The 23,712-nt window shown below is 69.7% G+C and carries 22 protein-coding genes; 1 reads left to right on the plus strand and 21 read right to left on the minus strand.

What is annotated here, in order from left to right; genetic code table 11:
• Positions 1-2 precede the first annotated feature (2 nt).
• From JOD66_RS00655 to JOD66_RS00675, 5 genes are read right to left on the minus strand one after another with little or no spacing between them, the layout of a single operon-like run.
• Entirely contained in the window at positions 3-992 is a 990-nt protein-coding gene (locus tag JOD66_RS00655; protein ID WP_204835041.1) for an MCE family protein, read from the minus strand.
• Positions 989-2,080: an MCE family protein gene (locus JOD66_RS00660; RefSeq protein ID WP_204835042.1), complete on the minus strand. Its 1,092-nt coding sequence runs from the start codon at positions 2,078-2,080 to the stop codon at positions 989-991. Before JOD66_RS00660 ends, JOD66_RS00655 begins: the two co-directional genes overlap by 4 nt.
• A complete protein-coding gene (locus JOD66_RS00665; RefSeq protein ID WP_204835043.1) occupies positions 2,077-3,390 on the minus strand; it encodes an MCE family protein in 1,314 nt (437 codons plus the stop codon). Before JOD66_RS00665 ends, JOD66_RS00660 begins: the two co-directional genes overlap by 4 nt.
• 7 nt (positions 3,391-3,397) lie before the next feature.
• Positions 3,398-4,237: an MlaE family ABC transporter permease gene (locus JOD66_RS00670; RefSeq protein ID WP_204835044.1), complete on the minus strand. Its 840-nt coding sequence runs from the start codon at positions 4,235-4,237 to the stop codon at positions 3,398-3,400.
• Positions 4,237-5,010, minus strand: coding sequence for an MlaE family ABC transporter permease (locus JOD66_RS00675; RefSeq protein WP_443678730.1), 774 nt, complete (start codon positions 5,008-5,010; stop codon positions 4,237-4,239). The genes JOD66_RS00670 and JOD66_RS00675 overlap by 1 nt, the downstream gene beginning before the upstream one ends.
• Before the next feature lie 183 nt (positions 5,011-5,193).
• Between JOD66_RS00675 and JOD66_RS00680 the strand changes: the two genes are divergently transcribed.
• Positions 5,194-5,880 (plus strand): ion channel, encoded by a 687-nt coding sequence (locus JOD66_RS00680; protein ID WP_307823212.1) that lies wholly within the window; start codon positions 5,194-5,196, stop codon positions 5,878-5,880.
• Here the strand turns inward: JOD66_RS00680 and JOD66_RS00685 are convergent.
• The 16 genes from JOD66_RS00685 to JOD66_RS00760 all read right to left on the minus strand — a co-directional run bounded on the left by JOD66_RS00685 (position 5,861) and on the right by JOD66_RS00760 (position 23,628).
• Positions 5,861-7,171 carry an MFS transporter gene (locus JOD66_RS00685; protein ID WP_307823213.1) on the minus strand — a complete coding sequence of 437 codons (1,311 nt, stop codon included), beginning with the start codon at positions 7,169-7,171 and terminating at the stop codon, positions 5,861-5,863. The genes JOD66_RS00680 and JOD66_RS00685 overlap by 20 nt on opposite strands.
• Before the next feature lie 187 nt (positions 7,172-7,358).
• The gene (gene uvrB, locus JOD66_RS00690; RefSeq protein ID WP_204835045.1) at positions 7,359-9,488 is read right to left on the minus strand and encodes an excinuclease ABC subunit UvrB; all 2,130 of its coding nucleotides are present in this window, start codon (positions 9,486-9,488) and stop codon (positions 7,359-7,361) included.
• 44 nt (positions 9,489-9,532) lie between these two features.
• Positions 9,533-10,804 (minus strand): HNH endonuclease signature motif containing protein, encoded by a 1,272-nt coding sequence (locus tag JOD66_RS00695; protein WP_204835046.1) that lies wholly within the window; start codon positions 10,802-10,804, stop codon positions 9,533-9,535.
• Between the two features lie 186 nt (positions 10,805-10,990).
• Positions 10,991-11,542 carry a carboxymuconolactone decarboxylase family protein gene (locus JOD66_RS00700; RefSeq protein ID WP_204835047.1) on the minus strand — a complete coding sequence of 184 codons (552 nt, stop codon included), beginning with the start codon at positions 11,540-11,542 and terminating at the stop codon, positions 10,991-10,993.
• Positions 11,539-12,426 (minus strand): SDR family oxidoreductase, encoded by an 888-nt coding sequence (locus tag JOD66_RS00705; RefSeq protein ID WP_204835048.1) that lies wholly within the window; start codon positions 12,424-12,426, stop codon positions 11,539-11,541. Before JOD66_RS00705 ends, JOD66_RS00700 begins: the two co-directional genes overlap by 4 nt.
• Positions 12,427-12,436: 10 nt before the next feature.
• On the minus strand, positions 12,437-13,033 hold the full coding sequence (locus JOD66_RS00710; RefSeq protein WP_204835049.1) for a TetR/AcrR family transcriptional regulator: 597 nt from the start codon (positions 13,031-13,033) through the stop codon (positions 12,437-12,439).
• 617 nt (positions 13,034-13,650) lie between these two features.
• Positions 13,651-14,913 carry a phospholipase D-like domain-containing protein gene (locus JOD66_RS00715; protein WP_307823214.1) on the minus strand — a complete coding sequence of 421 codons (1,263 nt, stop codon included), beginning with the start codon at positions 14,911-14,913 and terminating at the stop codon, positions 13,651-13,653.
• Between the two features lie 30 nt (positions 14,914-14,943).
• Positions 14,944-15,483 (minus strand): hypothetical protein, encoded by a 540-nt coding sequence (locus JOD66_RS00720; RefSeq protein ID WP_204835050.1) that lies wholly within the window; start codon positions 15,481-15,483, stop codon positions 14,944-14,946.
• A gap of 5 nt (positions 15,484-15,488) precedes the next feature.
• On the minus strand, positions 15,489-16,577 hold the full coding sequence (locus tag JOD66_RS00725; protein WP_204835051.1) for an MlaD family protein: 1,089 nt from the start codon (positions 16,575-16,577) through the stop codon (positions 15,489-15,491).
• A 1-nt stretch (position 16,578) separates the two neighbouring features.
• Complete coding sequence (locus tag JOD66_RS00730) at positions 16,579-17,823, minus strand: MCE family protein (RefSeq protein ID WP_204835052.1); 1,245 nt, start codon at positions 17,821-17,823, stop codon at positions 16,579-16,581.
• 7 nt (positions 17,824-17,830) lie between these two features.
• Positions 17,831-18,877, minus strand: coding sequence for an MCE family protein (locus JOD66_RS00735; protein WP_204835053.1), 1,047 nt, complete (start codon positions 18,875-18,877; stop codon positions 17,831-17,833).
• On the minus strand, positions 18,877-19,857 hold the full coding sequence (locus JOD66_RS00740; RefSeq protein ID WP_204835054.1) for an MCE family protein: 981 nt from the start codon (positions 19,855-19,857) through the stop codon (positions 18,877-18,879). The genes JOD66_RS00735 and JOD66_RS00740 overlap by 1 nt, the downstream gene beginning before the upstream one ends.
• Complete coding sequence (locus JOD66_RS00745; protein WP_204835055.1) at positions 19,854-20,870, minus strand: MCE family protein; 1,017 nt, start codon at positions 20,868-20,870, stop codon at positions 19,854-19,856. The genes JOD66_RS00740 and JOD66_RS00745 overlap by 4 nt, the downstream gene beginning before the upstream one ends.
• Positions 20,867-21,925 (minus strand): MCE family protein, encoded by a 1,059-nt coding sequence (locus JOD66_RS00750; RefSeq protein ID WP_204835056.1) that lies wholly within the window; start codon positions 21,923-21,925, stop codon positions 20,867-20,869. The genes JOD66_RS00745 and JOD66_RS00750 overlap by 4 nt, the downstream gene beginning before the upstream one ends.
• 9 nt (positions 21,926-21,934) lie before the next feature.
• Positions 21,935-22,804 carry an MlaE family ABC transporter permease gene (locus JOD66_RS00755; protein ID WP_204835057.1) on the minus strand — a complete coding sequence of 290 codons (870 nt, stop codon included), beginning with the start codon at positions 22,802-22,804 and terminating at the stop codon, positions 21,935-21,937.
• Complete coding sequence (locus tag JOD66_RS00760; RefSeq protein ID WP_204835058.1) at positions 22,804-23,628, minus strand: MlaE family ABC transporter permease; 825 nt, start codon at positions 23,626-23,628, stop codon at positions 22,804-22,806. Before JOD66_RS00760 ends, JOD66_RS00755 begins: the two co-directional genes overlap by 1 nt.
• Between the last annotated feature and the right edge of the window lie 84 nt (positions 23,629-23,712).

Genomic DNA, 23,712 nt, shown 5'->3' on the forward strand with positions numbered 1-23,712 from the left:
GATCACCCGTCGAATCCGGGGACGAACTCACCGGTCGGGATCGCGAGGACGTTCGCGGCGTACGCGTCGAACCACGGCCCGGTGCCGATGATGTTGCTGAGGATGGACACATAGGGGCCGAGCGCGTTGAGCGTCGCCTTGAGCTTGTCCTTCTTGGAGACCAGGAAGGACACCAGGCCGTCGACCTCCTTCAGCGCGGGACCGATCTGCGCCTCGTTGTCCTTCACGACGCCACGCAGCTCCTTGGCGAGGCTGCGGGCGTTGACGAGCAGCGCGTGCACGGCGTCCTTGCGCTTGGTCAGCTCCTGGAAGACCAGGTCGCTGTTCTTCATCAGCTCGACGATGTCGTCGCTGCGGTCGGCGAGGACCTTGGTCACCTCCTTCGAGCTGTCGAACAGAGTCTGGATCTCCGCGTCGCGCGAGGCGATGCTCCGGGAGAGCCGGGAGATGCCGTCGAAGGAGGCCTGGATCTCGGGCGCCGACTCGTCGAGGGTGTCGGCCACGGTGTCCAGCGCCTGCGCGAGCTGCTGGGTGTCGATCTCCTCGGTGGTGGTGGTGAGGTCGCCGAACACCCCGACGATGTCGTACGCCGACTGGGTGCGCTCCACCGGGATCGTGCCGCCCTCGGCGAGCTGTCCCTTGCCGGCGGGGGTGAGGTCGAGGAACTTCTCGCCCAGCAGGTTGAGCACCTCGATCGAGGCGGTGCTCTCCTTGCCGAACTCGACGTCGCCGTCGAGCTCGAACTTCACCTTGACCCGGTCGCCGGCCAGGGTGACCGCGGCGACCCGGCCGACCCGGATCCCGCCGACCTGGACGATGTTGCCCTTGTGGATCCCGCTGGCGTCGCTGAACTCGGCGTAGTAGGTGGTGCCGCGGAAGCCCGGGAACTTGCCGAGGTTGAAGGTCGCGGCCGACACCACGGCCATGATCACCAGGGTGATCACGCCGAGGCGGAGGACGCGGGCGTCGCGGGCGCGCTGGTGCTTGTTCATCGGTCCTGACACCTCGGCGCCTTGGACTTGAACGAGAACTTGGTGATGTAGTCCTGGATCTCCTTGAGGATCGGGAGGTCCTTGATGATGGGGAGCACGATCCGGGCCGACACGCCGCAGACGTAGTACTGGTACCAGGAGCCGTAGGTGCCGGTCCGGGTCTGGTCGGTCATCATCTCCGGCATCCGGTCCAGGAGGCTGGCCAGGTTGTCGCGGTTCTCCTTCTTGTTGAGCAGCTTGGCGAGCTCGCGCAGCGCCGCGATGTCCTCCTTGAGCAGCGGCCGGCCGCGGCGCAGCAGGTCGGCGACGGCGACGGTCAGCTGGGAGATGTTGTCGAGCGAGGAGCCGATGGTGTCGCGGTCCTTGGCGAGGTCGGTCATCCAGTCCTTCAGCTCCACGATGAGCGAGCTGAGCTGCTGGTGCCTGTCGTCGACGGTCTTCAGGGTCTGGGTGAGGTTGGTGATCACGTCGCCGATCAGCTGGTCGCGGTCGGCGAGGGTCGAGGTCAGCGACGCGGTGTGGTCGAGCAGGCTCTTGACGGTGCCGCCCTCCCCCTGCAGCACCTGGACCAGGTTCATGCTCAGCTCGTTGACCTGGTCGGGCGTCAGCGCCGCGAACAGCGGCTTGAAGCCGTCGAAGAGCACGGTCAGGTCGAGAGCCGGCTCGGTGTTGGACACCGGGATGGTGGCGCCGTCGGCGAGCGGCCGGGCCTCCTCGGCGCCGGTCCCCTGCTCCAGGCTCATGTAGCGGTCGCCGACCAGGTTGAGGAAGCGGATGTTGGCTCGGGACGCGGTCGTCATCTTCACCCCGGAGTCGACCTTGAAGGTCACCTTGGCCATGGTCCGCCGGTAGTGCTCGACCTTCTTCACCTCGCCGACGTTGACGCCGGCGACCCGGACGTCGTCGCCCTTCTCGAGCATCGTCGCGTTGGTGAAGATCGCCTGGTACTCGTTGCGCGGCCCGAAGCCGACATTGCCCATGATCACGGCCAGCAGCCCGGTCACGAAGATCGACACGAGCGTGAACACGCCCAGCTTGACCGCCGCGGCCGTGGTCGCCGCGTTGCGCTGGTTGCCTCCGGGCCTCATCCGGCCGCCTTCCCTTCCCGGACGACCGGTCCGTAGAGCAGGGTGCCGAGGGCGCCGTAGGACTCCGGGTCATGGCCGGTCTCACCGGCGAGCATCGCGTTCACCACGCGCTGCTCGGCCGCGCTGCCGGCGTACCCGCTGTCGATGGCGGCCGGTCGGCCCAGGAGGCCCTGCAGCGGGAGCGGGGAGAAGCCGCCCTTCTCGTCGATGTCGGAGCCCTGGTCGAGGGGGTGCGCCGGCGCCGGCACCGTGAAGTTGGGCAGACCCAGGCACCACGGACCGTGCCCGACCTCGCCGTACGTCGGCAGGTCGCGCTCGTCGTAGGGCCGGAACTGGGGCTGGAAGAACTCGATGTACTGCTTGACCACGTTGCCCTCGAAGGTCTTGGACAGGATCGGCGCGTAGTTGGCGGCCCCCCGGATCAGGCACGGGAACTCGGGCGAGTACTCGGCGAGCAGGTCGAGCACCGGCGCGGTGACCTGGCCCATCCGGATCAGGTTCTGCTCGTTGTCGGCCAGGAACCTGGTCGCGGTGTCGGACAGGCCGGTGAGGTCGGAGAAGAAGACGTCGAGGTCCTTGGCCTTCTCGGTGACCGTCTTGCTGGTGACGGTGACGTTGTCGAGCACGTCGAGCAGGTCGGGCGCCGCGACGTCGTAGGCATCGGCGACGTCGGCCAGCGCGACCAGGTCCTGGCGCAGGGTCGGCAGGTGGTCCTCGATCGCGCCGATGTAGTCGCCGAGCTGGTCCATGGTGGCGCCGAGCTGGTCACCGCGGCCCTCGAGTGCGGTGGCCACGGCGTGCAGGGTGGCGTTGAGGTCGGCGGGACGCACCGCGCGCAGCAGCGGGAACAGGTCGGCGAGCACCTGGCTCAGCTCGACATTGGTCTCCACCCGGTCCGACGGGATCACGTCGCCGTCCTGGAGCCGCCCGGCCGCGGCCTCGGGGCGCACCAGGGCGACGAACTTCTGGCCGAACAGCGTGGTCGGCAGGATCCGCACGGTGACGTTGGCCGGGATCCGCTTGGCCGCCTCGTTGTCGAGCGCGAGGGTGATCTCGGCCTGCTCGCCGTCCTGGTCGATCTTGTCGACCCGGCCGACCAGCACGCCGTTGATCCGGACGTCGCCGAACTTGGCCAGCTGCAGGCCGGCCCGGTCCGCCTTGACCGTGACCGTCGTGGAGCTGTCGAAGGTCTTGTTGTAGATCGCGATCGACAGCCAGATCAGCAGCGCGATCACGGACAGGAAGACGACGCCGGCGACGAGGAGCCGGTTGTGCTCCTTGACGCTGTCGTGGTGGATGTTCATCAGCATCGGCCACTCACCCCGTGATCCGGACGGTCGTGGTCGAGCCCCAGATGGCGAAGGTGAGGAAGAAGTCGGCCATCACGATGGTCACGATGCTGGTGCGGATCGCCTTGCCGACCGCACGCCCGACGCCGGCGGGGCCGCCCGACGCGGTGTAACCGTAGTAGCAGTGGATCAGGATCACCGCCACGGCCAGGAAGAGCAGCTTGAAGAACGACCAGACCATGTCGATCGGGGGCAGGAACTGCAGGAAGTAGTGGTCGTAGGTGCCGCCCGACTGGCCGTAGATCATGGTGACGATCAGCCGCGGCGAGAGGTACGACGCGCACAGGGCCACGATGTAGAGCGGGATGACCGCGATGAACGCGGCCACCATTCGGGTGGTCACCAGGAACGGCAGCGACGGGATGCCCATCACCTCGAGCGCGTCGATCTCCTCCGAGATCCGCATCGCACCGAGACGGGCGGTGTAGCCGCAGCCGACGGTGGCGGCGAGCGCGATCGAGGACACCAGCGGCGCGACCTCGCGGGTGTTGAAGTAGGCCGAGATGAACGCGCTGAACTTCGCGACGCCGATCTGGCTCAACGAGGCGTAGCCCTGGATGCCGACCTCGGTGCCGGCGAAGAACGCCATGAACGCGATCACGCCGACCGAGCCCAGGATCAGGCTCAGGCCACCGGCGCCGAAGGCGACCTCGGCCAGGGTGTTCAGGATCTCGCGCGGGTAGCGCTTGATCGCCCGCGGCACCCAGGCCAGCGCCTTGACGTAGAAGAGCAGCTGGTCGCCGTACCCCTCGAGCGTGGAGCGCCCACTCTTGTAGGCGTCGTTGATGAGCTCTCCGGCGGCCGCCATCACAACCCCACCGGCGGAGCGACCTGGAAGTAGATCGCGGTGATCACGGCGTTGAGGAAGAACAGCGCCATGAAGGCGATGATCACCGACTCGTTGACCGCCCGTCCGACACCGCTCGGGCCGCCGCCCGCGTTGAGGCCCTTGTAGGCGCCGATGATGGCGGCCAGCCAGCCGAAGATGATCGCCTTGATCATCGCGATGTAGAGGTCCGGCAGCGACGCGAGGGCGGTGAACGACGACAGGAAGGCGCCCGCCGACCCGCCCTGGACGATCACGGTGAAGAAGTAGCCGCCCCCGATGCCGGTGCCGATCACGATGCCGTTGATCATGAACGCGACGAACATGGTCGCCACCACGCGCGGGGCGACCAGGCGTTCGAGCGGATCGATGCCGAGCACCTCCATGGCGTCGATCTCCTCGCGGATCTTGCGCGCCCCGAGATCGGAGCAGATCGCCGACCCGGCCGCTCCGGCGATGATCATCGCCGCGGCCATCGGCGCCGCCTCCCGCACGGTGGCGAGCACCGCCGTCGCGCCGGCGAAGGACTGCGCACCGAGCTGGCCGGTCAGGTTGCCGACCTGCAGCGAGATGACCGCGCCGAACGGGATCGACACCATGATCGTCGGCATCAGCGTCACGCTGGTGACGAACCAGGCCTGCTCGAGGAACTCTCGGAACTGGAAGGGCCGGGTGAAGATCCGCTTGGTCACCTCGACCACCATCAGCGCGATCTCGCCAGGGCCACGCACGACCGCCATGGCATTGAAAGCCACGCCCCGACTCCTCTCCCCACGACTGTTCCAGCCCGACCCCGCTCCAGGGTTCCGGCGATATTAGAACACGTTCTCGTTGTGACCAAGACGACTCGGCTGCCCCCGGTCGGAATTTCCCTCCTCCGCCTGCTCAACGCCGCCGGAGTGGCGGGGGTCACGCCGCGGCCTCCCTAGGATCGGGCCGTGCCCTCCCCCGCCGCGCCGCGCCGCCGCCCCCTGGAGACGATCAGCCGACACCCCTCCGCCGTCCTGCTCGCGGCGCAGCTCGTGGTGGTGCTCGCCTATCCGGCGCTCGAGGACTCCGCCGCGGGACGCGCCGTCGTCGGCGTGATCCAGATGGTCGTCGTGCTGTCCGCGGTGTGGGCGGTACGTCGGACCGCGACGCTGCGCTGGGTGGTGCTGCTCCTCGGCGCACCGGCCGTCGTGCTCGCCGTGCTCGAGGCCATGCACCCCGAGGTGGACTGGATCGTGCTGGCCTCGGCGGCCTTCCATGTCCCGTTCTACCTCTTCGTCTCCTACGCGATGATCCGCTACCTGTTCCACGACGACCGGGTCACCGTGGACGAGATCTTCGCGACCGGTGCCGCGTTCACCGTCGTCGCCTGGGCCTTCGCCTACCTGTACGCCGCCGCGCAGGTGCTCTGGCCCGGCTCGTTCGTCGGCTTCAACAGTCCCGACGGCGGCACCCCGCTGAGCTGGTTCGAGCTGCTCTTCCTCTCCTTCACCACGCTGACCAGCGTCGGGCTGTCCGACGTCTACCCGGTCCTCAGCCAGGCGCGCTCGTTCGTGATGGTCGAGCAGGTCGCCGGCGTGTTCTACGTGGCGCTCGTGGTCGCCCGGCTGGTCGGGCTCAGCGCGCGTCGGGGGTGAGGTCCACCATCGAGGAGCCGGCGGCCACCTGGTCGCGGGTGGTGAGCCCGCGGATCCGGCGCCGGTAGCGCAGCACCTGGACCACGCCGAGGGTCCACAGCAGGTACTGCGTCGCCATCGCCCACCGGAACGCCTCGGGCGTGTACTCCTGCGTCCCGGGTGTCAGCACGTCCAGCACCGTGCCCACCGCCAGTACCGCCAGCAGCCCGGCGGTGAAGCCGCCGACGTTCACGATTCCGCTGGCGCTCGCCGTACGCCGGTCGGGGTTGCTGGTCCGGGCGACGTCGAAGCCGATCATCGACCCCGGCCCGCCGGCCCCCACCACGACGATGAGGAGCACCAGCAGCGGCAGCGGGGCGTCGCCCGGCCACAGCAGCACCAGGCCCCACACCCCCGCGAGCGCCGCGACGATGATCAGCGCGGTCGTCGACCGGTGCCACGGATGCCGGCCGACCAGCCAGCCGAGCAGCGGGCCGTACGCGACTGAGGTAGCGACGAGCAGCGAGAGCAGCGCACTCGCCGTACCGGGTGAGACGCGCTCGGCGGTCACCAGGAAGGGATAGCCCCACAGCAGCCCCATCACGGTGGTGCTGAACGGCGTCGAGAAGTGCACCCAGAGCCCGAGCCGGGTCCCCGGCTGCGCCCACGACGAGGCCAGGCTGGCGCCCAGCGCCCGGGCCGACATCGGCACGCCCCGCAGGTGCGGCTCGGTCGGCGTGTCGTGGAGCAGCAGCCGCAGCACGACCAGCACCACCAGACCGGCGAGCGCGCCGCCGAGGTAGGCACGGGTCCAGCCGAGGTGCCCCAGCGCCCAGGTCATCGGCGCGGCGGCCGCGAGCGCGCCGAGCTGGCCGAGGTTGCCGGTGAGCTGGCTGATCAGCGGCACCCGGTGCCGCGGGAACCACGACGACACCAGCCGCAGCACGCAGATGAAGGTCATCGCGTCGCCCGCTCCCACCAGCACCCGGGCCCCGAGCGCCAGCGGGTAGCTGTCGGCGAACGCGAACGCCAGCTGACCGGTGCTCACCACGGCCACCGCGACGGTCAGCACCGTCCGCGAGCCGAAGCGGTCGACCAGCAGCCCGACCGGGATCTGCATCGAGGCGTAGACCAGCAGCTGCAGCACCGTGAACGACGCCAGCTGGCTGGCCGAGATGTCGAAGCGCTCGGTCGCGGCCAGGCCGGCGACCGCGAGACTGCTTCGGTGGAAGACCGCCAGGGCATAGGCCAGCAGGCCGACGATCCAGACGAGGTAGCTGCGACCCGGGGTGATCCCAGGCGCGTCGCTCACGCGACCAGGCTACCGGCGGGCTCCGACGGGCGACGACTTCAGCCGGACGTGCGCCCGCTCACGCGGCGCCCCCGCTCGTTCCTCGATCGGCGCTCCCTCCTCACTTGGTCGCCGGTGCTCGCTTCGCTCGCACAGCTCCTCGCTCGTCGCGAACACTCGGCCTCGTTCCTCGGCCGGCGTTCGCTCCTCACTTCGTCGCTTCCATCATCTGCCGCAGCTCCTTCTTCAGCTCCCCGATCTCGTCGCGCAGCCGCGCCGCCAGCTCGAACTGGAGCTCGGCAGCAGCCGCCTTCATCTGGTCGGTGAGGTCCTGGATCAGCTGGGCCAGGTCGGAGCTCGGCAGCCCGGCCAGCTCGGCGGCGTGCCCGCCGATGTCGGTCGAGCGGAGCTGGGGGGTCGGGGACTTCTTGGGCTTCACTCCCCCCGCGCGGCCCTTCTGGCCGACATCTGCCCAGGTCTGCAGCAGCTCCTGGGTGGTCTCGTCCTCGCGGGCCAGCATCTCGGTGATGTCGGCGATCTTCTTGCGCAGCGGCTGGGGGTCGATGCCGTGGGCCTCGTTGTAGGCGACCTGCTTGGCCCGGCGCCGGTTGGTCTCGTCGATGGCGGACTCCATCGACGGGGTGATCCGGTCGGCGTACATGTGGACCTCGCCGGACACATTGCGCGCCGCGCGGCCGATGGTCTGGATCAGCGACTTGTCGGAGCGCAGGAAGCCCTCCTTGTCGGCGTCGAGGATCGACACCAGCGACACCTCGGGCAGGTCAAGGCCCTCGCGCAGCAGGTTGATGCCGACGAGGACGTCGTAGGCGCCCAGGCGCAGGTCGCGCAGCAGCTCGATCCGCTTGAGCGTGTCGACCTCGGAGTGGAGGTAGCGGGTGCGGATCCCGGCGTCGAGGAGGTAGTCGGTGAGGTCCTCGGACATCTTCTTGGTGAGCGTGGTGACCAGCACCCGCTCCTGCTTCTCGGCGCGCAGCCGGATCTCGTGGATCAGGTCGTCGATCTGGCCCTTGGTCGGCTTCACCACCACCTCGGGGTCGACCAGGCCGGTCGGGCGGATGATCTGCTCGACGACGTCGCCCTGCACCTTGTCGAGCTCGTAGTCGCCCGGCGTCGCCGAGAGGTAGACGGTCTGCCCGATCCGTTCGAGGAACTCCTCCCAGCGCAGCGGCCGGTTGTCCATCGCGCTCGGCAGCCGGAAGCCGTGCTCGACCAGGTTGCGCTTGCGGGACATGTCGCCCTCGTACATGCCGCCGATCTGGGGGACGGCGACATGGGACTCGTCGACGACGAGCACGAAGTCCTCGGGGAAGTAGTCGAGCAGGGTGTTGGGCGCGCTGCCGCGCGACCGGCCGTCCATGTGCATCGAGTAGTTCTCGATGCCCGAGCAGGAGCCGACCTGGCGCATCATCTCGATGTCGTACGTCGTGCGCATCCGCAGCCGCTGCGCCTCGAGCATCTTGCCCTGCTTCTCGAAGGTCGCGAGCTGCTCGGCGAGCTCGGCCTCGATGCCGCGGATCGCCCGCTCCATCCGCTCCGGACCGGCGATGTAGTGGCTGGCCGGGAAGACGTAGAGCTCCTGGTCCTCGGTGAGCACCTCACCGGTGACCGGGTGCAGCGTCATCAGCCGCTCGATCTCGTCGCCGAAGAACTCGATGCGGACCGCGAGCTCCTCGTAGACGGGGAAGATCTCGAGGGTGTCGCCGCGCACCCGGAAGGTGCCGCGGGTGAAGGCGAGGTCGTTGCGGGTGTACTGGATCTCGACCAGCCGACGCAGCACCGAGTCACGGTCGTGCTCCTCGCCCACGCGCAGCCGGACCATGCGGTCGACGTACTCCTGGGGGGTGCCGAGACCGTAGATGCACGACACCGTCGACACCACGATCACGTCGCGCCGAGTGAGCAGGCTGTTGGTCGCGGAGTGGCGCAGCCGCTCGACCTCCTCGTTGATCGAGGAGTCCTTCTCGATGTAGGTGTCGGTCTGGGGGACGTAGGCCTCGGGCTGGTAGTAGTCGTAGTAGGAGACGAAGTACTCGACGGCGTTGTCGGGGAACAGCTGGCGCAGCTCGTTGGCGAACTGCGCGGCCAGCGTCTTGTTGGGCTGGAGCACCAGCAGCGGCCGCTGCACCTGCTCGGCCACCCAGGCCACCGTCGCGGTCTTTCCGGTTCCGGTCGCGCCCAGCAGGACGACGTCCTGGACGCCGTCGTTGAGCCGCTTCGTGATCTCCGCGATCGCCGCCGGCTGGTCGCCGGAGGGTTGGTAGTCGGACTGGACGTGGAAGGGCGCGACGCGACGCTCGAGATCGGTGACCGGACGCATGGATCCAGCGTACGAGGGGCCACCGACACCGCTGCTCCACCTCCTCACGTGCGTCGATGGAACCGGACGTCACCGCTCGCCAACCGCTCCGCACGGTAGGCCCGGTCATGGATGCGGTGATGGTGGTGGGAACACAGACTGACCGCGTTGCCCAGATCGGTCCGCCCACCCCACGACCACGGCTGAAGATGATGAGCCTCGGTCCACACCGCCGGGATCGTGCAGCCCTCGGCCCGACACCGCCGATCCCGCACCCGCAACGCCCGCCGCTGCGCCCGCGAGAACAACCGCCGACGCCGCCCCAGGTCGAGCACCTCACCCCGACCACCCAACACCACCGGCACGATCCCCGCCCCACACGCCAACCGCCGCGCCTGCCCCGCCGAGATCGACTCCACCCCATCACCGCCGATCACCTCGGCCATCGCCAGGTCGGCCCGCAGCGCGGCCAGGTCGATGGTGACGAGCACCGTCGTCGCGTCCCCACCATGCTCGGGCAACCGCGCCGGATCGAGCCGCTCCAACAACGCCGCGAACGCATCCGCGTAGGCACGATGCCGCGGCAGCCGCTCAACACCACTACCAACACCAGGGCCGTCACCAGGGCCGTCACGGCCGGGCCGGCGCGGTGAGGTGAACGCCTGCAGGTAGTGCTCCAGCCGTTGGGTCACCGGCGTGGGCAACACTCCCGCGACCCGGGTCCGGCCATCACCCAGGTCGTGGAACCGCAACGACGCCGTCTCCCGCGCCCGACGCTCCTCATCCTCCAACCGGCGCCCCTCCTCGGCCTCCACCACCTCCGGCGCCACCACCTCCAGGATCCGACGCCCCAGCCGCTTCAACTCCCGCGGCGAATGATGCGCGGCATAGCCCACCAACGTCGCCTCCGCCCGCGTAGCCAGCTCCGGACCCAGGCCGGCCGGCAGCTCCGCGACCGCCCGGGCGATCACCCGCGCCTGCGCGGGCGACACCTCACCCGAGCGCATCCCCGCCGCCACCACCACACGCTGCTCCAGCGCCCGCGCCAGACGAAGCTCCGCGCGCACGGGGGCCGGATCAGAGCGGGTCGCCTGGGCCAGCCAGGCCGCCACGTCCCGAGCACCGTGAGCCACCGCGACATCCTCACCCGCCGCCAGGACCCGGGCCTTGAGCTCGGCCACCTGCGCCTCGACCCGAGCCAGACCCACCAGCGCGGACTCCTTCTCCGCCACCGACATGAACACCGGCTGCACCTGCCCCACCCGGGCCAACACCGCGCTCAACTCAGCAGCACACCCCACGATCGGGTGCGGTGCGGTGAGAACAGCGGCAGACATTGAAACTCCCAGGGCGCGACAACACGGTCTCGCCCTGCACGGAGGAACCCCTCGGGCTCAGCGGTCGTGACGCACCACACAGGTGCGCGCCCTGTCCGGCAACGCTCGGCCTCAGGTCCCCGGAACCACTCGAAGCATCCCGCCGTACGGCCTGACGCCACCCTACCACAGATTCGAACACCTGTTCTAGTCCTTGCCGCGACGCGCCCGGTCGGGGCGCACCCGGAGTGCGTGGAGGGCGGTCGCCAGCATCGCGTAGTGGCCGACGAGCATCAGGATCTCGATCCGCTCCCGGTCGTCGAAGCGCTCCCCCAGCTCGGCCCACAGCCCGTCGGACAGGTCCTGGTCCGCGAGCAGCTCGTCGGTGGCGCGCAGCAGCAGCCGCTCCCGCTCCGCGAGCCCCGGATGGTCGGCGAAGGACTCGACCGCCACGATCTCCTCGCGGGACAGCCCGGCCCGGCGGGCCAGCCGCCGGTGCTGCTCGAGCTCGTACGCCGACGCTCGACGCGCCGCGACCCGCACGATCACCAGCTCCGACTCCCGCCGCGACAGCCGCCCCCCGGGCATCAGCCGGCCGGCGAAGTGCAGCCAGCCCCAGAAGAGCCGGCGGTGCCGGCCGAGGGTGAGGAAGACCGCGGGCGGCTCGGTGCCCTGCACCCGCCCCGCGACCCGGGCGAAGCCGGCCACGAACGGCCCGACCTCGCGCCAGCCGCCCGGAGCGATCCGCGGCTCGCTCATGCGGCGTCGGCCCGGCGGGCCTGCTCGACGGCCGGGAGCACCCGGTTGGCGCCGTAGTTGAAGATCCGCATGGCCACGGCGTAGCCGGGCGGGAAGTAGCGCTGCAGCCAGTGGGCCAGCCGGATGTCGGCGGAGGTGTAGACCCAGTAGCGGTTGCGCAGCGCTCCGCGCCAGATCGCCTCCGCCGCCTGCTCCGGCGAGACCGCGCGCTTCTGGAAGTGCCGGCGCGCGCGGACGAACGCCTTGCTCTGCTGGTCGATGCCGGCGATCCGGATCGTCTCGACCAGGCCGGTGTCGACACCACCGGGACACACCAGGCTGACGCCGATGCGGTGCCTGCGCAGGTCGTAGCGCAACACCTCGGAGACGCCGCGCAGCCCGAACTTCGTCGCGCTGTACGCCGCGTGCCACGGCATCGCGATGATCCCCGCCGCGGACGAGACGTTGACCAGCTGGCCGCCGCGCCGCGCGTCGATCATCGGCGGCACGAACTCCTCGATCACGTGGATCGGGCCCATCAGGTTGACGTCGACCAACCGCTGCCAGTGCTCCGGCTCCAGGCTGCGCACGGTCCCCCAGACGGCGATGCCCGCCACGTTGAGCACCACGTCCATCGCACCGGCGCGCTCGGTGACCAGCGCCGCGAGCCGGCGTACCTGGGCGTGGTCGGAGACGTCGGCGACCTCGGCGGTGCCGACCCGGCCACCCCGCGCCCGGATGCCGTCGGCGACGGCCGCCAACGCCTCGGGCTGGATGTCGGTCAGGTGCAGGACGGCGCCGCTGGCGGCCGCCTGCTCGGCCACCGCGCGACCGATGCCGCTGGCGGCGCCGGTGACCAGGACCTGCTTGCCGGCGAGATCACGCACCGGGGCTCGGAACCACATGGACTTCTCCTCAGCTCGGGAACAGCGTCGCCGCCAGGGCGACGAGAGGGGGGTGCAGGTCGGCCAGCGCCTCGGGCTCGCCGAGGCCGATCCGCGCGGTGACCAGCTGGACCGTCGCGGCGAGCAGCGCCTCGCAGGCGAACCGCTCCTGCTCGGTGCGGGCGCCGACGACCTCCGCGAGGGTCGCGGCGGCCTCCTGCTGGACCGCCACCCGCCGGCGCATCGCCTCCGGGCCCGCGGCGTACACCTCGACCAGGAACAGCCGCGCCCGGTCGGGATCCTCGGCCAGGGCGCCCAGATAGCGGCCGAGCAGGACGCCGAACCGCTCCAGCGGGGTGCCGCTCGTCGTCAGCCCCGTCGCCAAGCCGGCCCGCAGCGCGTCGGTCGCCCAGTCGTACGCAGCGATGAAGCACTCCTGCTTGGAGCCGAAGTGCTGGTAGAAGGTCTCCCGCGAGACCCCCGCCCGCTTGATCACCTCCGCGACCGGCGTCGCGACATAGCCCCGCTCGGTCATCGCCGCCGCGAGCGCGTGGAACATCCGCTCGCGCTGGTCGGCGGCCACCTCGGCGCGGCTCAGGCCGTGTCGGCCGCGGGGCAGGGTCGCCATGGTCCGGAGACTTCCACGAACATCATTGTTCGTCAATGCTGTTTGGCTCGCTGCGCTCGCAGGTCGCGTGCGCTTTTGGCGCGTTGCCTTCCTCCGCTCCGCTCGCTGGCGCTCGCTGCGCTCCGTCCAGGCAACGCGGCGCGCGCGACGGGACACAGCCGGACGACCTTCGCATGCGCACGACACTCGGCTGAACGACGGGGCTGACGCGCTACGCAACCGACTCACGGTGTTGGTTTGGCTCGCTGCGCTCGCAGGTCGCGCGCGCTCTTGACGCGTTGCCTTCCTCCGCTCCGCTCGCTGGCGCTCGCTGCGCTCCGTCCAGGCAACGCGGCGCGCGCGACGAGACTCAGCTGAACGACCTTCGCATGCGCACGACCTTCGGCTGCCCCATGCGGCCGAGCGGGGTTTCCGTCGGGCGCGCCGCGTGATCTGGACCGAGTGGAGCGAGCGACCGAGCGCCAGCGAGGAAGCGAGCGCAGCGAGGGAAGATCACGCGATAAGAGCGCGCCCGACATGCGAGAGCAGCGAGCCAAACAAACACCGTGAGTCCCTCACGCAGCGCACCAACCCAGCGCGCACCCCCAGCGCCCACGCAAGCGTCTGGCAAACCCCCGCTACAACAGCGGCCTCAGCGGCGCGAGCACCGCTTCGGTGAACTTGCGGTGCACGTCGCGCGCCTCCCACTCACCACTGGTGAGCTCGAGGCAGTTGGACTGGTCGACCTCGAAGATCGCCTCCAGCTCGCGGGCGAAGGCCTCGTCGATGATCTCGACGTTGATCTCGAAGTTGCCGGTCAGGCTGAGCCGGTCGATGTTGGCGGTGCCGACGGTGGCCCAGGTGCCGTCGACGGTGGCGGTCTTGGCGTGCACCATGGCGTCGCGGTAGCGCAGGATCCGCACGCCCGCGTCGAGCAGCTGGGTGAAGTGACCGCGCGAGATCCAGTCGGCCACGATGTGGTTGGACTTGAGCGGCAGCAGCAGGCGTACGTCGACCCCGCGGCGCGCCGCCGCCTTGACCGCGTCGATGAAGTCCTCGTCGGGCAGGAAGTAGGCCTGGGTCATCCACACATTGCGGCTGGCCCGGTTGATCGCCTCGATGTACATCGCCCGGATCGGGAACATCCACAGTCGCGGCACGTTGCGCTGCACCCGGACCCGCGGCTCCCAGGTCGAGGCGGTCTCGAGCAGCAGTGGCCGCTCCGAGGAGCGCAGCCGGCGCCGCCGGTTGAGGTTCCAGAAGTCGGCGAACGCCCGCTTGAGGTCCCAGACCGCCGGACCGGTGATCCGCACGTGCGTGTCGCGCCACTCCGACTCGTAGGCCGAGCCGATGTTGTAGCCGCCCACGAAGCCGACGTTGTCGTCGACGACGAGGATCTTGCGGTGGTCGCGTCCGTAGCGGCGCAGGTCGAAGAAGCGCCAGCCGGCGGGGTAGACCGGGTAGCGCAGCACCTTCACGCTCGGGGGGAAGCGCTGGAAGGCCGGCGAGACCACGAGGTTCGCGAAGCCGTCGTAGATGCAGTAGACGTCGACGCCGCGCTCGGCGGCGGCGATCAGCGCGCGCTTGAACCGCTCCCCCGTCGCGTCGCCCTTCCAGATGTAGGTCTCGAAGAGGATCTGGCGCTGGGCGCCCTCGATCGCGGCGAGCATGTCGTCGTACAGGTCTCGGCCGAAGGTGTACGTCGTGACGTCGCCGTCGCCGACCGCGACGGTGCGCGGCTCGGTGGTGGGGAACGGCTTGGGTCGCTTGCCGCGGCGCCGGTAGGAGTCGACCAGCGACATCGCGATGGCGACGACGAACGGCACGCCGACCAGGGTCAGCAGGACCCGGCGCAGCACGGTCCGCAGACCGGCCAGCGTGTCCCCGTCGTCGTTCGCCACGCGGGTCAATCTAGTGCGTGGCCCGCGCGGCTACTGTGCACCCTCGCCGCTGTTGGTCCCACTGAGCAGGTCCAGCCTGTCGATCAGCCACTCACCGGCGACCAGCTTCATGGTCATGCTGGTGCGCTGCTCCTCGATCTTGACGTCGGCGTTCTCGCCGTCGGTGATCGCCTGGTCGACGAACGCCAGGACCTCCACCTGGGTGTCGTCGACAACCCGACCGGCCGCGTCGACGACCTGGCCCTTGGCGGTGACCTTGCCCTCGACGATCGCCTTCTGCAGGTCGGCGACATTCGGCTCCAGCTTGGACTTCAGCTCGGCGTTGGCGATCTTGTCGACCCAGGCGAAGTCGTGCTCCCCGTCCTTCCAGGAGTACGACGTGATCTGCACCAGCAGCTGCTTGGCCGCCTCGAGCGCCGCCTGCTCGGCGTCATTGCGCGCGGTGAGCTCGTCGACCTTGGCCAGTGCGTCCTCGAGTGCCTTGTCGTCGGCGCCCGAGCCGCAGCCACCGGCCAGCAGCCCGACCGCGAGCAGCGCCGCGCACAGCAGCGCCAGCGGACCTCGCCGCACCCGGTTCACCGCACCGGTCCCGGCGCGTGGGCGGCACCGCGCTGGAGCGTCGCGAAGGAGGCCGCGCAGCGACCGTCCTTCTGCAGCGCCCGGCGCTCGGTGCGCTTCGGGTCGAGGCGGGTGGTGCCGTAGTCGCAGCGCGGGTCCATGTCGGGGATGAGCTCGATGCGCAGCTCGCCGTCGCGGACCTTGGAGAGCAGCGACTGCAGGCCGGGCGAGTAGTTCTGCAGCAGCGCGCGCAGGTGGGGCTCGTAGGAACGGAACACGTCAGTGAAGCTAACGCCCGTCGACAAGAACCCGGGCAGCACCTGGTTGGCGTCCTCGACCAGCTTGATCAGCTCGTCGACCTGGCCGGGACCGCGCTTGAGCAGGTCGCGCAGCTCGGGGTCGTAGTTGCGCAGGAAGCGCGCGAACTGCTTGGCCGAGGTGGCGAGCCGGCGCAGCGAGTCGGCGTTGTCGGTCGCGATCGACAGCACGCTGCCGGAGTTGGAGATGATCCGGTCGGTCTCGGGCCACACCTCGTCGAGCGTCTGCAGGATGGCGGTGCCCTGGTCGAGGATCTGGCCGAGGTCGTCGCCGGTGCCCTTGAGGCCGGTGCTCAGCTCGCCGAGCACGATCCGCAGCTTCTTGTCGTCGATCTGGCGCAGCACGTTGTTGACGGCCACGACGGTCGAGCTCAGGCTCTTGGGCAGGTCGGTCGACTCGGCGGGGACCACGTCGCCGGAGGCGAGATAGGGCCCCTTCACCTGCTTCGGCTGGAAGTCGAGGTACTGCTCGCCGACGGGCGAGAGGCTGCGCACCCGGGCGAGCGAGTCCTTCGGGATCTCGGTGCCCGAGGTGATCCGGATGGTCGCCTCGACGCCCTGGGCGGTCGGCAGGATCTTGCTGACCTTGCCGACCTTGATGCCGCGATAGGTGACCACCGAGCCCTCGAACAGCCCGCCTGTCTGGGCCAGCTCGACCTTCACCTCGACCGGCCGCGAGGTCAGCGGCTGGTCGAGCACCGCCGCGAAGATGTAGGCGGTCGTCACGATGAGCACGACGATGATGCCGGCGAGGCTCAGGTAGAGCTTGTTGCCCAGCAGCTTCAGCATCTCAGGCCCCCCGCCCGAACAGGTTCCCGAGCAGACCACCGAGTCCGAGCGGGTCGGTGCTGGTGGCGCCGGTGCCGCCGGTGCCGCCGGGTGACCCGGTGGCCGGCGTACCGCCGCCCTTGGCGCCGGACTTGGCTCCGCCGGTCTTGTTGCCGCCGAGCAGCGGCAGGTTCGGCAGCAGGTCGTCGAGCCCGATCAGCCCGAGCAGGCCGGTGACCACGCCGTTGACGGTGCCGTTCAGCAGCCCGTTGACGTTGAGGTTGTCGACGTGGAGCTCGAGCGCGATGTTGAGGTAGTCGGTCCCGATCACCGCGTCGGCCGAGCCGGACGCCTTGATCACGGCCTGCAGGGACCTCTCGAAGGTGCCGTTGTTGGCGGCGAACTCGGCGAGCACCGGCTCGAGCTCGCTGAGCATGGTGAGCAGCTGGGTCCGGGTCTTGGTGACGGTGTCGTTGGCCGCGCCGCTGAACTTCTCGACCTCGGCGAGCAGCTCGGTGAACGCCGGCGTCTTCTCGCGGAGCACCTCGGCCGCCGGACGGATGTCCTTCAGGGCCCGGTTGATCGTCTTCTTGCGCCCGTTGAGCGTGGTCGACAGCGAGTTCATCGAGGTCAGCACGCTGTCGATGGCCTGCGTGGTCGAGTTGGCCTGGGTGAGGAACACCGATGCCTTGTCGAGGAGTGCGCGATAGTCGGCCTCGTTGCCGTTGAGGGCGGTGTTGAGCTCCTCGGTGACGGTCTGCAGCTGGTCGAGACCACCGCCGTTGATGAGCAGCGAGGCCTGGGCCAGCGCGTCCTCGACCGAGGGCGCGGTGGTGGTGCTCTCCCGGGTCAGGACGGCCTGGTCGGCCAGCACGGTGCCGCTCGCCGGGTTGGTGACGTCGACGAAGAGCTCGCCGAGCGGCGTGGTGTAGCGCAGCCGGGCCTGGGCCCCCTCGCGCACCTCGGCGTCCTTCTTCACCGTGAGCGTCGCGCTGGCGGTGAAGTCGGCCGCCTCGATCGACTTGACCTTGCCCATGTCGACGCCGTTGACCTTGACCGGCGCGCCCACGGCCAGGTTGAGCGCGTCGTCGAACTGGGCCTTGATCTCGATGGTGTCGCCCGAGACCCCCGTCCCGGGGATCGGCAGGTCGCGCATGGTGGTGCTGCACGCCGACATCACGCCGAGCGCCAGGGCCAGCAGCGCCACCAGGGCGCCGCGCAGCGCCAGGGTGCGGCCTGTCCTCGCCGTCGTCCTCATCGCGGTCATCGCTCCCTCACGCTCCCGGCTGCGTGCCGTTGATGATGCTGCACAGCGGGCCGAGCAGGCCCTTGCACAGCGTCTGCAGGACGCCGCCGAGCGGGTCGAGGATCAGCGGGTCGATCCGGACCGGGAGCCGGTCGCCCTGGATCAGCTGCAGGTTCTGCAGCGCCAGCGGCATCACCCGCAGGATCTCGGCGAGCTGGTCCTGCTTGGTCAGCAGCGTCTTCATCAGCGTGGTCGAGCCGTCGAGGCTGTCCACGATCGACTGGCGGTTGTCGACCGCGAACTTCGCGACCGTGGTCACCGCCTCGTCGAGCGAGCGCAGCGCCTGCTGGAAGTTGCCCCGCTCGTCGGCGAGCAGCTGGGAGGCCTGCGAGACCTGCTGGATGAAGGTACGTGCGGTGTCCTCGTTGGCCGAGATCGTCGTCAGCAGTACGTCGAGCGACTTCAGCGTGGCCGCGATGTCCTCGCGGTGCGTGGCGATGCCGTCGATGCCGTTGGCCAGCGAGTGGATGGTCTGGTTCAGCAGCGGGCCGCGCCCCTGCAGGGCCTGGGTGCCGGCGTCGATGAACCGCTGCACGGCCTTGGTCGTCTCGGCGTTGCCGCCGATGCCGGTGGCGAAGTCGTTGAGCGACTCCAGCACCTGGTCGAAGTCGACCGGGGTCTGGGTCTTGTCGAGGGCGATGGTCGCGTTGTCGGCGATCTTCTGGTCGCCCTGGTGGAACACGGGCGTCAGCTCGACGTAGCGGTCGGTCGCGACCGAGCGGGCGACCACGACCGCACCGGCGTCGGCCGGTACGGGCTGGTCGGAGTCGACCTCCATGGTGACCAGGACCTTGTCGCCCTTCGGCTCGATCGAGGTGACCGAGCCGACGGTGACGCCGAGCACCCCGACGTCGTTGCCGACGAACAGGCCCGCGGAGTCGGCGAAGTAGGCCTTGACGGTGATCGTGTCCGATCCCCCGACGACGCCGCAGCCGGTGGTGAGCAGGACCGCGAGAGCGGCGAGGGCCGCGCCCGCGGCGCGCACGACGCGCCTGGTGTCGAGTGCCGCGGTCATCACTGGCACGTCCCTTCCAGCTTGCAGGTGGTGTCGTCGGCCGGGATCGCCGGCGGCTTGACGTAGAGCGGGAGGTAGGGGCCGCTGCCGGTCGCGTTGGCGACGTACCGGATCGCGGGCGCCATGTTCTCCAGGAGGTTGGTGAGCTGCTTGTCCTGGCTGTTGAGCGTGTCGAGGACGGCCTTGACGTCCTTGAGGGCCGGCTTCAGCTTGCCGTTGGTCGACTTGACGATCGCGGTGAGCGCCTTGGACAGGTCGGTCGTCTCGACGAGCAGCCGGTGGATCGCCTCGCGGCGGGCGGTGATCTCGCTGACGACCAGGTTGGTCTGCTTCATCAGCCCGACGATGTCCTGGCTGCTGGCCGAGAGCTGGTCGGTGACCTTGCGGGTCGAGGCGAGCAGGTCGCCGACCTGGTCGGACCGCTTGGACACCACCTCGGAGAGGCGGGCGACGCCCTCCAGCGCCGGGCCGATCTCGTCCTGGCTCGCGCCCAGGGTGCCGGCCATCGCGGTCAGCGCCTTGGCGAGCAGCTCCGGGTCGAGCTCGTCGAGGGCGTCGGTGCCCTTCTCGATGACGTCCTGGAGGTTGTAGGGCACCGAGGTCCGGTCGAGCGGGATCTGGCCGCCGGCCAGGCTGCCCGTCCCGTTGGGGTCGACCTCGAGGTAGTGGGTGCCGAGCAGGGTCGCCACCTTGACCGTCGCGGTGGACCGGTCGCCGAGCCCGATGTCGGAGTCGAGGGCGAAGGTCACCAGGACGTGGTCGTCCTGGATCTCGATGCCGGTGACCTTGCCGGAGATGACGCCGTGGACCTGGACGTCCTCGCCCTTGCGCAGGCCGGCGGTGTGCTCGAGCAGCGCGGTGTACTTCTTGGTGCCGAAGGTGCTGACGCTGAGGAAGATGACCAGGCCGGCCACCAGGCCGATGACCACCAGGGTCACCATGCCGACGCGCAGCGGGTTGCGCTCGTTCATCGGCTTCATCGGCACGCCGCCGACCAGGGCCCGTTGTTGCCGGCCGGGTTGATGCCCGAGCCGTTCGCCGTCAGCGCCACGGAGAGCGAGCAGACGTAGACGTTGAGCGCGTTCTCGTACGACGTGGCGCGGCCGAGCGACTCGAAGACGGTCGTGAACGCCGGGATCGCCTGCACCAGGCTCCCGCGCGACCGCTCGAACATGTCCGCGACCGTGACCAGGCGGTCGGTCGTCTTGGTCAGGGGCACCTTGACCTCCTTGAGCAACGAGCTGGTCGCGCCGACGAGGCGGCTGACGCCGTCGATCGACGCCCCGATGGACTTGCGGTCCTCGGCCAGCCCGGTCATCAGCTTGCGCAGCTCGACGACGGTCTGGGAGAGCTCGTCGCCCTTGCCGGCGATGTTGTCGAGGACCGGCTTGAGGTTGGTCATCACCTCGCCGATCACCTGGTCGCGGTCGGCGAGGAAGTTGCTGAGCTCACCGGTCTGGGCGAGCAGCTGCTCGACCGTGCCGCCCTCGCCCTGGAGCACCTTGACCAGCGAGGTGGCGAGCTTGTTGACGTCACCGGGCTGGAGCACCTTGAACAGCGGCCGGAAGCCGTTGAGCAGCCCGGTCAGGTCGAAGCCCGGGTCGGTGCGGGCCATCGGGACCGTGGCCCCGTCCTTCAGCTTCGGCCCGCGCTGGGCGCCCTGGACCAGGGAGATGTAGCGCTGGCCGAGGAGGTTCTGGTAGCGCATGACCAGCTTGGTGGTGTCGAGCAGCGGCTGGTCCTTGACGAGCTCGACCTTGATCTCGGCGCCGTCGGCCGTGGCCTCGATGCCCTTGACCTGGCCGACCCGGACCCCCGCGGCCTTGACGTCGTCGCCGACCCGCAGGCCGCTCACGTCGGCGAACTCGGCGGTGAACTCGTGGGTGCCACCGGGCACGCCGTTCTGCATGGTGTTGACCAGCAGGAGCAGCATCAGCCCGCTCACCACGGCGAAGGCCGTGAACTTGATCGCGATGGAGCGCAGCCCGGTCATCGGCCCTCCCCCCACAGCCGGCCGACACCGGCCGGGTCCGTGCTGCCCGTGCGGTACGTCGGGCGCTGGCCGCTGCCGTAGTAGGGCGGCGGCGAGAGCCGCAGCGTGCCGTCGGTCTTGACGAAGCCGCCCCGCACGGCCTGCGGCAGGGTGGTGCCGAGCATGATGTTGACGGCGAGCGCGTCGGTGATCCCGGCCTTGCGGTTGTCGTAGACCGCGTCGAGCAGGACGGCCGAGCCGTTGATGAAGTCCACCAGCCTCTTCTTGTTCGCGTTCAGGAAGGCACCCGAGGTCTTCGCCAGGTTGGTGCCACCGCTGATCAGCGCGGTGATCGCGGCCTCCTGGGTGACGATGGTGTGGAGGGTGACCAGGACGTCGTCGGTCGCGTCGAGCAGGTCGGGCGCGATCTCGTTCACCAGCTGGGTGGTCGAGGCCAGGGCCTGCAGGTCCGCCCGGACCTGCGGCATCCGCGGGTTGATCCGGTCGAGGTAGTCGTTGAGCGTGCGGACGGTCTGCCCGATCTGGCCACCGCGGCCGTCGAGCGCCTCGGCGGCGGAGCCGATCGCGGAGGCGAGCTCGGCCGGGCCGAGCGCCTTGACCAGGCGGTCGATGTCGTCGAGCGCCTGCTGCAGCTCCAGGGTCTCCTGGCTGCCGTCGGCGGGGACCTTCGCGCCCGCCTTGAGCTCGCCGGCCGGCTTGCCGTGGACGACGAGGTCGACGAAGGTCGTGCCGAACACCGTGGCGGGCAGGATCCGCGCCACGACGTTGCCGGGGACGACGTCCAGGTCCTGCTTCGACATCTCCATGTCGACGGCGACCCCGCCGGACGCGGCGCGGCTGATCTCGGTGACCTTGCCGACGATGACGCCGTTCATCTTGACGTCGGAGCCGGAGCGGAGCGCGCCGCCGGCGTTGGCCACCTCGGCGCTGATGTGGGGCTTGGCGCCGAAGGTGCCGTTGCTGCGCAGGGTGATGAAGGCGCCGATGACGGCGAGCGCGACGATCGCGATCAGGCCGCGGCGGGCCAGCTGGTTGCGGGAGATCTCACGAGCCATGTCGTCACCTCACCCGGAGATCCGGAAGCCCGGGTCGCCACCCCAGAACACCAGGGTGAGGACCATGTCGAGCAGCACGATCGAGACGATGCTGGCCCGGATGCCGGTGCCGGTCGCCTCGCCGACTGCCTGGGGACCGCCGCCGACGCGCATGCCGTACCAGCAGTGGATGAGCGCCACGGTCAGGGAGAAGATCAGGATCTTGATGATCGAGAAGACGATGTCCCTGCCTTGGATGAAGGTCGAGAAGTAGTGGTCGTACTGACCGGGTGACTGCCCGAAGAGGACGACGACCGAGGCCTGGGAGGCGACGTAGCTGCCGATCAGGCCGATCAGGTAGAGCGGCAGAATCGCGACCATGCAGGCGATCACCCGGGTGGTGCAGACGTAGCGCACCGCGCTGACCGCCATCACCTCGAGGGCGTCGATCTCCTCGTGGATCTTCATCGAGCCGATCTGGGCGGTGAACCGGCAGCCGACCTGGGCGCCGAGCGCGAGAGCGGCGATCAGCGGAGCCAGCTCGCGGGTGTTGACGCTGGCGGAGATGAAGCCGGTCAGCGGCGCGAGGCCGACGATCTCGAGGCCGTTGAAGCCCTCGATGCCGATGGACGTGCCGGCGGCGACGGAGAGCAGGATCATCACGCCGACGGTGCCGCCGCCGACAAGGAGGGCGCCGCTGCCCCACGCGATGTCCTTGATCTGGCGCAGCACCTCCTTGGGGTAGAGGGCGAGCGTCGCGGGGATCTCGCGGAAGACCTTGCCGGAGAAGCTGACGAAGGAGCCGAGCATCGCGAGCGTGCTCATCACGGAGTCGACGAGGCCGACGAGCGCGTCGGAGAAGCGGGCGCCGATGCTGCGGCCGAGCTGGACCTCGGACATCAGGCACCTCCGGGGAAGAGCATCACGTAGGCCTGGGTCAGGCCCACGTTGATCACCGCGAGGATGATCACGCTGAGCACGACGGCCTGGTTGACGGCGTCGGCGACGGCCTTGGGGCCGCCGTGGGCGCTGAGCCCCTTGTGGGCGCACACGATGATCGCGACGAACCCGAAGAGCAGTCCCTTGAACTCGGCGAGCACCAGGTCACCGGGTTGGGCGAGGCCGACGAACGAGTCGAGGTAGGTGCCCGACGAGATCTGGCCACCGCCCACCACGATCACGAACGCGGTCGTCATCGCGGTCATCGCGACGATGATCGTCAGCAGCACCGAGACCAGCAGGGCGGCGAGGATGCGGGGCGCCACCAGCCGCTGGATGGGCGAGATGCCCATCACCTTGAGGGCGTCGATCTCCTCGCGGACGGTGCGGGCGCCGAGGTCGGCGCACACCGCGGACCCGACCGCGCCGGCGATCATCAGGGAGGTCACCAGGGGCGCACCCTGGCGGAGTACGCCGATGCCGTTGACCGCGCCGATGAAGGACTGGGCGCCGATCTGGTTGGCCGCCGCGCCGATCTGGACCGAGGTGATCACGCCGAACGGGATCGCGACCAGGATCGTCGGCAGCAGCGAGACCCTGGTCATGAACCAGCACTGCAGCAGGAACTCCGACCACGAGAACCGGCGGGCGACGATGTCGGAGAAGCCCCACTGGATGGACTCCACGGCGAGCTTGACCAGCTCACCGGTGGTGATCACCCCTGCCTTGAACCGACCGGTCAGGTTGTCGAGGACGGACCGTCCTCCGGCGACCACGGCGCTCATCCGGGCAACCGCCTCTCGTGCATAACCACCCCTGCCTGTCTCGCCGATCACCTCGGTCGTGAAACAGCCCCCCATGACTGCCTG

It is taken from the genome of Nocardioides nitrophenolicus (assembly GCF_016907515.1).
GTDB lineage: Bacteria > Actinomycetota > Actinomycetes > Propionibacteriales > Nocardioidaceae > Nocardioides > Nocardioides nitrophenolicus.